The 13,677-nt window shown below is 49.4% G+C and carries 9 protein-coding genes; 1 reads left to right on the top strand and 8 read right to left on the bottom strand.

The genetic code is table 11. The features are described from left to right. Nucleotides 1-65: 65 nt before the first annotated feature. The 4 genes from BN98_RS05720 to BN98_RS05735 form a co-directional block, all read right to left on the bottom strand. Nucleotides 66-1,799, bottom strand: coding sequence for a L,D-transpeptidase family protein (locus BN98_RS05720; protein WP_019190504.1), 1,734 nt, complete (start codon nucleotides 1,797-1,799; stop codon nucleotides 66-68). A gap of 186 nt (nucleotides 1,800-1,985) precedes the next feature. After that, the gene (locus BN98_RS07995; RefSeq protein WP_019190505.1) at nucleotides 1,986-3,188 is read right to left on the bottom strand and encodes a M23 family metallopeptidase; all 1,203 of its coding nucleotides are present in this window, start codon (nucleotides 3,186-3,188) and stop codon (nucleotides 1,986-1,988) included. 113 nt (nucleotides 3,189-3,301) lie between these two features. Continuing rightward, nucleotides 3,302-4,753, bottom strand: a complete 1,452-nt coding sequence (locus BN98_RS05730) for an N-acetylmuramoyl-L-alanine amidase family protein (protein WP_019190506.1) — start codon at nucleotides 4,751-4,753, stop codon at nucleotides 3,302-3,304. A 224-nt stretch (nucleotides 4,754-4,977) separates the two neighbouring features. Then, on the bottom strand, nucleotides 4,978-5,343 hold the full coding sequence (locus BN98_RS05735) for a PaaI family thioesterase (RefSeq protein ID WP_019190507.1): 366 nt from the start codon (nucleotides 5,341-5,343) through the stop codon (nucleotides 4,978-4,980). 156 nt (nucleotides 5,344-5,499) lie between these two features. Between BN98_RS05735 and BN98_RS05740 the strand changes: the two genes are divergently transcribed. After that, nucleotides 5,500-6,063 (top strand): isochorismatase family protein, encoded by a 564-nt coding sequence (locus BN98_RS05740; protein ID WP_019190508.1) that lies wholly within the window; start codon nucleotides 5,500-5,502, stop codon nucleotides 6,061-6,063. 25 nt (nucleotides 6,064-6,088) lie between these two features. Here the strand turns inward: BN98_RS05740 and BN98_RS05745 are convergent, their stop codons facing one another. From BN98_RS05745 to secA, 4 genes are all read right to left on the bottom strand, one after another. Next, nucleotides 6,089-6,796, bottom strand: a complete 708-nt coding sequence (locus BN98_RS05745; protein ID WP_019190509.1) for a YitT family protein — start codon at nucleotides 6,794-6,796, stop codon at nucleotides 6,089-6,091. Nucleotides 6,797-7,535: 739 nt separating this feature from the next. Continuing rightward, nucleotides 7,536-9,245 carry a proline--tRNA ligase gene (locus BN98_RS05750; protein WP_040942760.1) on the bottom strand — a complete coding sequence of 570 codons (1,710 nt, stop codon included), beginning with the start codon at nucleotides 9,243-9,245 and terminating at the stop codon, nucleotides 7,536-7,538. 1 nt (nucleotide 9,246) lies between these two features. Continuing rightward, nucleotides 9,247-10,366, bottom strand: a protein-coding gene (gene prfB, locus BN98_RS05755) for a peptide chain release factor 2 (protein ID WP_154654969.1) whose coding sequence is annotated in 2 segments (ribosomal slippage) — nucleotides 9,247-10,293 and nucleotides 10,295-10,366 — 1,119 coding nt in all. Because the reading frame shifts where the segments join, the coding sequence is not laid out codon by codon here. An 81-nt stretch (nucleotides 10,367-10,447) separates the two neighbouring features. After that, complete coding sequence (gene secA, locus BN98_RS05760) at nucleotides 10,448-13,279, bottom strand: preprotein translocase subunit SecA (RefSeq protein ID WP_019190512.1); 2,832 nt, start codon at nucleotides 13,277-13,279, stop codon at nucleotides 10,448-10,450. Between the last annotated feature and the right edge of the window lie 398 nt (nucleotides 13,280-13,677).

Below are 13,677 nucleotides of genomic sequence, written 5' to 3' on the forward strand. Positions count from 1 at the left end.
CGGACACTTTTCTTTTTACTGTTTACATCGCTTAAGCCTTTATCGCCATCGCGTTATCTTTATGCTTAATATACCGTTACCGGGCTACCGTGGTAGAGCGCTGCATAGACGTGCGGCATGACGGAGGGCATAACGTTCACGCACCCGTGGCTGCCTGCCCAAGTATAGGACTTGCTGTCCTTATAGAAGCGATTGTAGCGCTGCCATGGCGCATCGTGAATCCCATAGGAGCCGCTAAAGGGTACCCAATAGTCTACCCAGGACTTATAACCCGGGCCCGTCAAATAACGTCCCTTTTCCATATACTGCACGTTAAAATTGCCTTGAAGCGTGGGGCTCACCGGCTTACCGGAAATGATCGGTGTCTCCACAGCCAGCTTTCCATTGTGGAAAACCCACATATACTGATGTCGCAAGCTGACCACGGCAAAGTTGTTACCCACATGGCGATCTGTAATAGCCGGCCCCGACAAATACCCGCCGCCATAGGACCATTCTCCCGGTACCGAATAGGTGTTGACCAGGGAGGCCTTTCCATTGGCGTCGAAACGATAGGTTCTTCCGTTGATCGTTGCCGTCGTATTTTCAAGGCGATGCGGTCCGAAATAGCAATTGCCGATAAAGCCGCGCGTCAGCGCATAACCGTTTCCGCTGTGGTAGGTGCGTCCGTTCAGACGAAATTCACCGAGATTGCGCTGTAAATTGCCCGTCTTTGGATCTGCATAATAGGTGTTCCCGTTAGCGGCCTGAATGATACCGGTCTGCTGACTGCCGTCTGCGCCCATATAAATTGCTCGTTTCGAGCCAAAGGTCAACAGCTGATTGCGATACGGCTTTCCGTCCGGTTTAGAAAAATAGGTCTTGCCCTGATATTCATACGACGAGGATCGACGCACCAGATAGCCGTCGTCGTCAAAACGATAGGCGACACCGCGATACAGTGAAACGCCCGTCAATTGGCTGCCGTCTTCTCCCATGAGCATCACGCGGCCGTCGGGATATTTTAAGAAAATATTGCGATACGGTTCCCCGTCATCCTTTGCGTAATAGGTTTTTCCTTCCGCCGTATAACGATGCGCGCCCATCTTGACGCGCCCGTCTTCAGCAATGTCATAGACGGTACCTTTTGCCTTAACTTTACCGGTTTGCATGACGCCCTTTGCACCCATGTAGTATTTGTTTTTCGGGCCGAACGTAATGAATTGGTCATGATACAGTTTACCGCCCGGCGCCGCAAAGACACGCCCCTCGGAAGTAGTGTACCAACCGACCTTCTTAGCCAGTTTTCCAACGTCTTTGCCGCTTTCCGTAAAGTAATAATAGTCTCCGGCGATGCGCGATATCCCCTTGAGCATGATTCCGGTCGGCCCGACGTAATAGGTATCGCCCGAGGAAGGATACGTCAAAAACATGCTACGATAGGGGTGGCCATCTTCATTCACATAGTAGTTGTGGCCGAGATATTGGATCCAGCGTAGAGAGACTTTTTCCTCACCCTCATAGAAAACATCATCCTGGCTATCATAGCGAAGCTTGTTTGTATCTTTCTTCATAGAAAGCACGGCTTCCCGCGCATCCCTTGAGGCGGAAGCGGGTGCCTTTTCCGCGGTTTCACTGTCTTCCATACTATCCGATGCATCCGAAGTCTGTGTCGATACCGCATTAGCGCTAATGGCATCTGCATTTTGTGCAGAGGATGTCTGCGTATCCGCTGCCGCACTCTGCCAAGGAAGGAGAGCGCAAGCTAAGGCCAAGCTAATCCAAATTTTTTCTTTTCCGAAGAACTTGTGTTCTTTCATAAGTACCTTCTTTCCTTGTCGTTATGCATGATTCGATAAGCCGCTGCCACCATTTTTATAGGCGTTCGCAACGCTTTGCCCGTATTGTATCATACCCGACATCAGGATACGTAAAAAGCGGCAGGAATCCCTGCCGCTTAACGGTTTTCTGTTTCGTCGTGACCATATTATTGGAGAACGCCGACATTAATAGGTGTAGCTATAATTTAACGGATTGTGTGCTTGGCCCCAGTTTCCGCCGGTACGCACCTCAAAATGCAGATGGGCGCCGGTGGAGTCTCCTGTGGAACCCACCAAGCCGATCACTTCGCCTTCTTGTACCGTTTGTCCCGGCGTCGCCAAAATTTTACTCAGATGAAAGTAATTGGTAAACAGGCCGTTATCGCCCACCAATTGAACGTAATTACCACACGAGTTATGGTAACCGGCGGCGACTACGGTGCCACCGTGAGCTGCACGTACCGGCGTTCCGGTGGGGGCGGGGATATCTATGCCCTTATGCATATGTCCCCAACGCATGCCAAAACCGGAAGAGATCCGTGTGCGTCCCGCAACGGGCCACAAAAAGTCGTAATCATGGACTTTCTCGACCGTCCCCGCCGCGACATCGCAGCGATACCCCACGCCATTGACCGTCACTGTGCCGTCTTGACGGCTGCCATCCGCTCCCATCAAATAGCGCTTTGCACCGAAGCTGATGATGCGATTGCGATAGGGCTCGCCATTTTCTGCTGCAAAATACCATTTTCCCTGATGGGTATAGCTGCTCGCTTGCTGCAACAGACTTCCACTCTCTCCCTGCATGCGATAGACCGTACCATTGGCTTTCACAAGCCCCTGTTGAAGGGTACCGTCGGGTCCCATGTAGTAGCGGATTTTCGGACCGAACGTGATGAATTGATCATGATACACTTTTGCATTCTCATTCACAAAGATCCAACCGCGATGACTCCACACCCAGCCGGCATCCTGTGCCATCTCATTCATCTTTTCGCCCGACTCAAAGAAATAACGCAAGTTGCCTCCCACAGAGACCAGTCCATTCTGCAGAGCGCCCTGTTGATTCACATAGTAGGCGCGCTCGTCGCCAAAGCGGAGAATGGTATGGCGATACACCTTGCCTTCCGCATTCGGGAAGTAAATCCGTTCGCCATAGGAGACCCATGCGTTATTCTTCATTCTATTGCCATTGCTGTCATAGAGATGCAGGTCATCTTCCTCCTGCTTTAACTCTTTCGCTGTAGCTTTCGCTATTGGTTGCATTACAACTGGGACGGCATTGTCTCCTTTTTTTGCCTGTACCGATCCAAACGGTACGAAGAACAGCAGAAAAGCAAAGAGAAATGCCGCTGCCACATAGCGGCATCCATAGATCCTGTTAATTTTCATCCTTCATCCTTCTCAATAAGATTTCCTTCTCTGCCAGACGGCAGAGAAGGAAATCATCTTGTACTCTCTTATTTTCTAAACCTTATCGTATGTTTCTGTGTTGCTAAAAAACGTTAGCGCGTATAGACGTCAAAATGGTTTCCGTACGTACCGCGGTCATAAACTTTGCCGTAATAGCCGAACGGCGTCGGAATGATCGTGCCGATTGGGGCACTGTTGGCCAACACAATGTAGCCATCTGCATCGGCCACATAGCCGGATTCATTGACATGGCGTCCCGGAATGCGCAAACCGCCACCCGGTAATACGCTCTGTGAATAATAAGTAAATTTATAGCCGCCCCAATTGATCACGCCGTGGAAACGCAGATCGCGCAAGGAGTAGAGCATCGGCACATCATTGTTCTGTGCTTTCAGCTTGTTCGCTTCCTTGCTTTGAATGGCACCGGTATTGTTGTCAATGCTGTACGTATAGCCATCGCGGTCAAAATCTTCGAAGACGCGCGCGCCATCGGCACCGTAGTAATAGTTAACACCATTCACGGTCACTTCGCGATTGCGTACCGGTACACCATTGGCGTCGGCATAATAGTGTTTGCCATTATGGGAATAAAAACCTTCTTGGCACAAGCGAGCGCCGTTTTTGCCGGTCATGCGATGGGCCGTTCCGTTGACCAGAATCATTCCGCTCTTGCGTACCCCGTCATTGCCCATGTAATAGGCCACTTTCGGACCGAAGGTGATGAATTGATTGCGATAGACCGTTCCTTCCGCATTCGGGAAGATCCAGCCACGTTCCGTCTCCATAAAACGATTGTGATTAGCGCGGATGCCGTTCTCTTTGAAATACATCAGCTTGCCGTTATAGGTGCGAAAGCCTTTTGCAATGGTGCCGTCATGGTCCAAATAATAGGCGACATGATGGCCGAAGGTAATCACCTGATCCCGATAGATGCGTCCCTGGGCATTCGGAAAAACCCAACCACGTTCCGTATTGAGCCAGCTGTTATCTTTATGAAGCTTGCCGTTCTTGCGATCAAAATAATATAAGGACGTGCCCACTTCACGGAATCCCGTGGCCATGGAACCGTCATGATCCATATAATAGGCTGTCTTCGGACCAAACGTAATCATTTGATCGCGATACAGCACGCCATTCGCTTTCGGGAAATAATATTTTCCTTCGTATTTCACCCATGCGTTATCTTGGCGCAAATGATTGTTTTCATCAAAGAGATATAGATTCCCATCAATCTCCTGTAACCCGGACGCGTAGCCGTTTTCAGTGCGGTACACGCGAGCGCCGTTGGCATAGACGCCCCAGCCCGTCCAGTTTAACGCTTCTTCCGAATCGGCTTGTTGCGATGTGGACGCTTCCGCTTTTCCAGACGTTGATGCTGCGTTATTTGTACTGTTGTTCTCCGAAGACGTAACTGCTGCCTGCTCCGTTACCTTCGCATTGTCCGCCGGTTCTTTTGCCTGTACCGGGGTGTTTTGAAGTAGCAAGGCGATAAAAAGGCCTGCGGAAAGAATTGCCAAGCGTTTTGTATGTCTATGCTTTCTCATGAAACCACCTTTCTCCTTTTGTCCGCTCACTGCGAAACAATCGGGTTGAACCGTCAATCGCAAATCTCTTATTAACCGTTTTGTAACAATTGACCGCTACAAATGTAACAAATGGGTTACATTTTGTCAACACCATGGTTTTTAATCATGAGAAATGGCTTAAATTAGCCCTTTATCGACTTTTCCTAGCCGGCTACTTCAGGGTCATACCGACCGTATTTTGGTTACCGTCCCTTAAAAAACTGACCGGAAGCTGCGCCGATGCATTCGTCCCCGCAGAGCATCTTTCCCTCGGTGACCACAATAGTTCTTCCGTTTTTCAGAACCTTTCCCTGTGCCACCACGGTTTCCCCCACTTTCGCAGGACGGAAAAAGCGATACTGCAAGTCCATAGTAACAACGGAAGCTCCATATGAAGAGGCTGCTGCCCCCATCGCCAGATCCATCATCGCTAAAAAAACACCGCCATGGACGATATTCTGGGAATTCAGGTGATGCGGCAAAACCTTGAGCGCCACCTCCGCTTCGCCATCCTCTTGCTTTTGCAACTCCATGCCGATATATTTGCCAAACTCCACTTCCTTGTTCACTCCGATTCTCCCTTCTCTGCTGTCGCCCAGCTATTGTATCCCATTCCCCCGCTGCCATGAACTGGTATAATCGAGAAGACGGAGTCTTCTTCGTCGCTATCGCTTTGAATAAGACGGTGCGTAGCCATCGTCACAGTAAATAATAAGGAGAAAATTATGCGCGATTTTACGGTTCGTCCGGATGACACCCTGCTGCTTCTGATTGATTTGCAGGAACGTATGCTACCCAGTATGGCCAACAGCAATGTCGTTTGCAAGAATTCAAAAGTCCTGTTGGAAGCGGCAAAGGCCTTTGAAATGCCTGTGCTCTACACCGAACAATATCCGAAAGGCCTTGGCGCCACGGTTTCCGAACTCAAAGAAACCTTGGATGCCGTTCATGCCGTCTATTCGGATAAAACGGCGTTTAATGCCATTACCCCTTCTATTGAGGCCGCTCTTAGCGATGCCCCTCTTTCCGCGCGTAAAAAAGTCATCGTAACCGGCATCGAGGCGCATATCTGCGTATTCCAAACGGTGCGCACGCTGCTAGAACGCGGTTACGAGGTATTCATCCCTGTGGATGCCATCAGCTCTCGCGATGAAAAAAATAAAGAAACGGCACGCCGTCTCTTTATCGAGATGGGTGCCGTCGTCACCTGCACGGAATCGTTGCTCTTTGATCTTCTGCGAGATTCCAAGAATCCGCATTTCAAGGCATTACAGGCGTTAATTAAATAGCTGGGTTTCGTTTTAGAACGCCCCCTCAGGATGTCTCTCCGGCGCGTTCCGCTACTTGTTGCATCGCCACGGGTTTGGGCAAATGAATCTCGAACTGTCCGACCACATAGGAAGAGATCATCGTAGTCAATAACGACCACATCAGGTTTTGTGCGGGCAGATACACCAGGAAAGACAGCCCCAACACCACTGCATCGCTGATGAAATACGCTCCGCTCAATGACAGGCGCGATTTCCGTTCCAAGATCATCGCAAAGCAGTCATCGCCACCGGCAGCACCGCCGCGCGTGACCACCAGCCCGCAGCCGGAGCCAAGTAGCAGACCGCCGATAATGGCCGCCAGATACGGTGCGCTCTCTAGCGATGGCAAAAACGGTCCGATAAAGTTAAACAGTTTTAACGATGCCGCATACATCAGGGTGGAAAAAACCGCCTTCTTTAAAAAGCCACGTTCCAGTAATAAAATACCGAAAAAGTATAATGAAAAATCCAGCAAAACGCTGAGAATGGACGGGTCTAGACCAAACAGTTTATTAAATAATACAATACTGCCCAATACGCCGCCTTCGGTGATTTTCGCCGGGATATGAATATTACACATGGCAAATGCCATCGTTAAATTCCCGATGACCATTAAAGCAACGTCCTTCACGGACAGGTTCATCCACGCCGCAAAACGACGTAGCGGTTGAGCCAAATGGAAAGTCGGCTTCTTAGTGGATAAGAATTTCATAAGACACCTCGTTTTCGTTCACATGGCGTCTCTCAGAACCAAAAAAAGATTGCCTTGGCCGTGAGAGAACTCCGTGCTGTACAATCGTGTGGTGGTTGATGCTGTTGTTTGAAATTCTTTCTTGTAAGAACTCTGCTTTCCTCTCCGTTTAATGATTCATAGTGCCACATCAGACCGATGATGAACCCGCTCACAGAAAGGGGACAGATAAAAACTACCGCTTAGCGGTACCCACAGATATCACAAATAATTGCTTCTACCATAGTATAGCATAGGATACCAGAGACGGGCAAGGGGGTTGGTGGGTGCGTCTAGCGCGAAATAGCGGAGCCGAGGGCGCGGTTTTTTCGGCTGAAGCATTGCCGGACTTAGCGGCGTACAGTAGCTCCATCTCGAACGACAGTACTTTTATCAATTACAGCAAAAAGTACTGTAGGATTTTTGCCTTATTTACAGTACTAATTCCGTTATCGCCAAAAAGCACTGTAGTTTTTCGCACCAAACTACAGTGCTTTTACCGATTATTGCAGTATACACTGTAGTTTTATCGCTATTTTTACAGTACAAATTTGCGTATTTGGAAAAGGTACTGTAATTGCATCCCTTTTCATACAGTACAAATTCTTTTTTTCAACGAAAGTACTGTATTTTGCCTCTTTTTCGTACCGTACAAATTCCATTTCAAGCAAAAAGCACTGTAGGGAAGGTATTCCCTACAGTGCTTTTGCGCATGTTTCGATTACTGAATGGCCTTTACCGCGTCCACAATGGTACGGAACGCTTCTTCAGCAGCAATATCTTTGTTTTCCATCTCACGACGGGTGGAAAATTCCACGATGCCTTCGGCCGCTTTACGGCCCACCGTCAAACGCAGTGGAATACCGATGAGGTCGCGATCATTAAACTTCACGCCTGGGCGTTCCTTGCGATCGTCGAGCAATACCTCAACGCCTGCTTCTTGCAGATCGGCATAGAGTTTTTCCGCCAGCGCATTTTGTGCTTCATCTTCCGGTTTCATGATCGTAATTATGACATGATACGGTGCCGCAATGAGCGGCCAGATCATGCCTTTTTCATCATGATTCTGTTCGATGATGGCGGATACGGTACGAGTGATACCAATGCCGTAGGATCCCATGATGATCGGACGAGCAACACCATTTTCATCCAATACGCTGGCGCCCATGGCGTCGGTGTATTTCGTGCCCAGCTGGAAAATATTGCCCACTTCAATGCCGCGAGCAAATTGAAGCGGATTACCGTTAACCGGATCGAGATCTCCCTCTTGCACCATCCAGAGGTCCTCCACCACTTCCCCGTCAAAATCACGGCCATAGTTCACATTCTTCAAATGCGTATCTTTTTTGTTGGCGCCACAGATGAGATTGTGACGTTCTGTGATGGCTTGATCCAACACAACGCGTACATCTTTGCCTATGCCTACCGGCCCTGTAAAGCCGGCCGGAGCACCGGTTATTTTTTCAATGGTTTCATCATCCAACATCGAAATCTCGTGTTCCGGAGTCTGCAGATATGCCACCAATTTTGCCATGTTGAGCTCACGTTCCGCCGGGATAAAGACCAAAACCGGATCATCCTTCACACGCAGACAAACGGCTTTAATCATCTTGTCGGCGGGAATATGCAGGAATTGTTCCAGATCCTCGATCGTGTGCTTATCCGGGGTCAAAATCTCTTCCATCGGCAGCGGATCTTCCGGTGCAACGGCAGGCTTCTGCATGCCCGCTTTTTCATCCGTTGCGGCATAACCGCCTTCCGCATAGACAATAACACCCTCACCAATTTCGGATAAGGCAGTAAATTCGTGCGACACACGACCGCCCATGGCTCCCGAATCGCCCTGGACAATACGATAATCCAGACCCAAGCGGTCAAACACACGCGCGTAGGCATCCCACATCACCTGATACGACGCCTCCAGCCCTTCCATATCAATATCAAAGCTATAGGCATCCTTCATCAAAAATTCGCAAGAGCGATTAATGCCGAAGCGCGGACGCTTCTCATCGCGATACTTCCAGCCAATCTGATAAAGATTAAGCGGCAACTGTTTGTAGCTACGCAACTCTTCCTTAATTAAGTCGGCAAAGTACTCCTCCGCCGTCGGACCCAGCGCAAACTGCTTTTCATGACGATCGGTGAGCTTAAACATTTCCGGGCCGAAGGTGTCCCAGCGTCCGGACGCTTCCCAAATCTCCTTGGGCTGCAAGTTTGACACACGAATCTCTTGCGCCCCGGCACGGTCCATCTCCTCACGAACAACCTCTTCGATTTTTCGTACCACGCGATAGCCCAACGGCAAGTACGTATAAATGCCCGAGGCTGCTTTTCGAATCATGCCGGCACGCAGCAAGAGCTGGTGGCTGGGAACTTCCGCATCACCGGGAACTTCACGTAGCGTCGGCATATAAAAATGCTTCATTCTCATCTTATTCTCCCTTCGCTTCCTGCTGGGCATGCCAGTTCAAATAGGCGTCCACAAACGGATCCAAATCCCCATTCATCACTTTTTCAATATTGCCGGTTTCCTCGCCCGTGCGATGATCCTTCACCAGCGTATAGGGCTGGAACACATAGGAACGAATCTGTGATCCCCAGGCAATTTGCTTATACGAGCCCTGGATATCCGCAATTTTTTCGCGATGCTCCTCTTCTTTGATCTGCATCAATTTCGAAACGAGGATTTCCATAGCCTTCGCACGGTTTTGAATCTGGGAACGCTCATTCTGGCAGGTCACGACAACGCCGGTGGGCAAATGCGTGATACGAATGGCCGAATCCGTCGTATTGACGTGCTGACCGCCGGCACCCGTAGAGCGATACGTATCTACTTTAATGTCTTTTTCATCGATCTGAATTTCACCGATGTCCTTTAGAACCGGATACACATCCACACTGGCAAAAGACGTGTGGCGACGGCTTTGCGAATCAAAGGGCGAAATGCGCACCAAGCGATGCACGCCCTTTTCGCCTTTACAATAACCGTAGGCATTGTAGCCCTTCACTTCAAACTGCACGGACTTAATTCCGCCGGTTTCTTCCGTATTAATATCCGTCAGGCTGACTTTCCAATCCTTCGTCTGGAACCAGCGTTCATACATACGCTGCAGCATGCCCGCCCAGTCCATCGCTTCCGTGCCGCCCGAGCCCGCGTGAATGGAAAAATAGCAATCATTGGCGTCATATTCGCCCGAAAGTAACGCTTTTTTGGCCAAGGCCGCCAATTTCTTTTCAACCGTCTCCAGCTCTTCCGTCAGTTCTTTTTGCGACGCCATAAATTCGTCTTCATCCAACAGTTCCAGCATGTCGCGGAGATCTTGATAGGCGCTTTCAATCTCTTGAAAGGCATCCACGCTCTCTTTTTTTCCATTGAGCTCGACCATAATGCTCTGCGCGGCATCGGAGTCATTCCAAAAATCCGGTGCCAATGTTTTTTCGTTTAATGCTTTTACCGAAGCCTCTAATCCGGCAATGTCAAAGAGAGCTCCTTAGCTCACTCAAACGCACGCGGATAGTCTCCAGGTGCTGCCGCATCTCGTATAATTCCATACCTTCCTCCTTCTTTAACTTCCAAGGCGGACCCCGAGAGGTCCGCCCTTTTTATCCTTGTCCGCGCCTTACGACGCAGCATCAACGGTCAAAACGGCCGTGACAGTTTTTATATTTCTTACCGCTGCCGCAGGGGCAGGGATCGTTGCGTCCGATTTTTTTCTTCTTGCGCACAAAGGGGCGATGTGATTCCGGTTCCGCTTCATCGCCGGCACCAATGGCCCGCGTCGGTGTGGCAACTGCTGTACGTACTACTTCCTGTTTGGGTGCTTCGATATGATAGAGCATGCGCACCGTATCTTCGCGAATGGACTCGTTCATCGCATTAAACATGTCATAGCCTTCATTCGCGTAGGCACGCACCGGATCCTCGTTGCCCATGGCACGAATACCGATGCCCTTGCGCAGCTGATCCATGGCATCAATGTGATCCATCCACTTCGTGTCAACCGCACGAAGCAACACCATGCGCTCGACTTCACGCATCACATCCGGCGTAATCTCTTCCTCTTTCTTCGCATAGAGATCATCCGCAATGGCGATGAGCTTCTCTTTCATATTCTCTTTTTTCATGCCCTGCAGATTTTCCACTGCCACAATGCCCTTTGGCAAGAAAATGGAATTGAGATAGTTGAAAAGGCCTTCCATCTCCCATTGTTCCGGCGAAACATCTTCAGCGCAGAAGCTGTCTACCGCATCCGACACAACGCCATGAATCATACCGACGATTTCATCACGCATATTTTCGCCATTCAAAACACGATTGCGCTCCGTATACACGGTATTGCGCTGCATGTTCATGATGTTGTCGTAATCCAAGACCTGCTTACGAGTCGCAAAGTTGTTCGACTCTACTTTCTTCTGTGCCCGTTCGATGGACTTGGTGAGAATGCCCGCCTGAATGGGCTCATCCTCCGGGAAGGCCCCCGATTCGATGAACTTCTGCATTCTTTCACTGCCGAACAGACGCATCAGCTTATCTTCCAACGAAATATAGAACTGCGAAACACCGGGATCGCCTTGTCGACCAGAACGGCCGCGCAACTGGTTATCAATACGTCGCGCTTCATGGCGTTCGGTTCCCAGAATAAAGAGGCCGCCTACTGCCTTGACCTTCTCTGCGTTCTCTTTGGTTTCTTCACTAAATTTTTTCTTCAGATTTTGGAATTTCTCTCGTGCATCCAAGATTTGACGGCCGGTGATCCATTGCTGCTCTTCCTCTTCCTCTTCATCGCCGACAGCATTTGCGGGGAAGGTCTCCTCCGGTTCCACATGACGGAAGCTGTCCGCCCATTCGATGAGTTCCTCCGAATCGCCGTCCTTCTCCATCTGCTTCTTAGCCATCCACTCGGCGTTGCCGCCCAGTACAATATCGGTACCACGGCCGGCCATGTTAGTAGCAATGGTCACTTCGCCGAAACGGCCCGCCTGCGCAACAATGGCTGCTTCATAGCGATGCTGCTTGGCATTTAATACATGGTGTTTGATGCCCACTTTATTGAGCATCTTAGAAATCTTTTCGGATGTTTCAATATCCACCGTACCGACCAGAATCGGTTGGCCCGTTTTATGCACTTCAGCAATCTCATTAACAATGGCTCGGAATTTGGCGTCCTGGTGCACATACACCACATCTTCCAAGTCCTTACGAGCAATGGGTTTGTTGGTCGGAATTTCAATGACATCGATATGATAAATTTCCGAAAATTCATCCGCCTCTGTCAAGCCGGTACCGGTCATACCAGCCAGCTTTTCGTACATACGGAAGAAGTTCTGGAACGTCACGGTAGCCAGGGTCTTGGATTCACTCTTAATCGTGACCCCTTCCTTTGCCTCAATGGCCTGATGCAAGCCTTCCGAATAGCGACGCCCTTCCATAATACGGCCGGTGAATTCATCAACAATCTTCACCTCATCGTTGTCAACAACGTAATCGATATCGCGGCGCATGGTCGTACGCGCCTTCAAGGCCTGATTGATGTAGTGCATCAATTCCATATGCGACGGATCGGAAATATTATCCACATGGAAATACGCTTCCGCTTTAGCATTGCCCTGTTCGGTCAGGTTTGCGGTCTTGCGCTTTTCATCCACCAAATAATCGACCGTCTCTAACTTGTGCTCTTCCAGTAACGAATCCAGCTTGTTGAGCTCTTCCTTCGGATCCAGCACACGTCCTTCCAGGGTCTGCACAAATTCATCAGCGCGCGAATACATCTCTGTGGACGGATCGCCCATGCCGGAAATAATAAGCGGCGTACGCGCCTCATCAATCAGGATGGAGTCAACCTCGTCCACGATGGCATAATGCAGTTTGCGCTGGACGACGCCGGACTTGTAAATGGCCATATTGTCGCGCAAATAGTCAAAGCCGAACTGGTTGTTCGTACCATAGGTAATATCGGCATTGTAGGCGCGCTTGCGTTCATTGGACTCCATGGGCTGCAGTACCACGCCAACCGTAAGGCCTAAGAATTGGTGGACTTTACCCATCCATTCGGCATCGCGCTGTGCCAGATAATCATTGACCGTGACAACGTGTACGCCCTCGCCGGCCAAGGCGTTCAGGTAGGACGGCATAGTCGCCACCAAGGTTTTACCTTCACCGGTCTTCATCTCGGCAATGCGTCCCTGATGCAGGATGATACCACCAATGACCTGTACCGGATAGGGTTTCATTCCAAGCACGCGCCAAGCTGCTTCACGCACGGTAGCGAACGCTTCCGGCAACAGAGAATCCAAGGATTCCCCGTCTTTATAGCGTTTTTTGTATTCTTCCGTCTTGGCGCGGAGCTGTTCATCCGACAAAGCCTCCATCTGTCCTTCCAATGCCAATACAGCATCTACCTGAGGCCTTATTTTATCGATTTCCTTTTCACTAAAGGATTTTGTTAAAAAATCAAATAATCCCATATCTTCTCCCTTATCCATGGTATCGCAACACTTCTATAATAACATTTTATGGCGCAATATTGTACAACCTTTGTGTGCATGACGAAATCTTTTCAGTTTTTCCCGACAACCGGTAACTTCTTCTTGCAACAAAGAAACGTCCCGAACATTTTGTTCTCATATTTGATAGGAAAACCATTTATATTTAAATTCTTTATGTCTCATTTTTCTTTTCGTTTTCCCGCTATTTTCCTATTCCATATTTTGCATCCTTAATCGTTCCCGTTGACCGTTTTATGGCATTATCTTAAAATAAAACCATGAGTCTGGCCGAAAACGTTTTATGAAAGGAGGTTTAGAGGAATAACGTTTCCTAGATAACGATGCGCGAGGGCCACGCGCTGCAACAATGTCAGGTA

It is taken from the genome of Levyella massiliensis (assembly GCF_000308275.2).
Taxonomy (GTDB): Bacteria; Bacillota; Clostridia; order Tissierellales; family Peptoniphilaceae; genus Murdochiella; species Murdochiella massiliensis_A.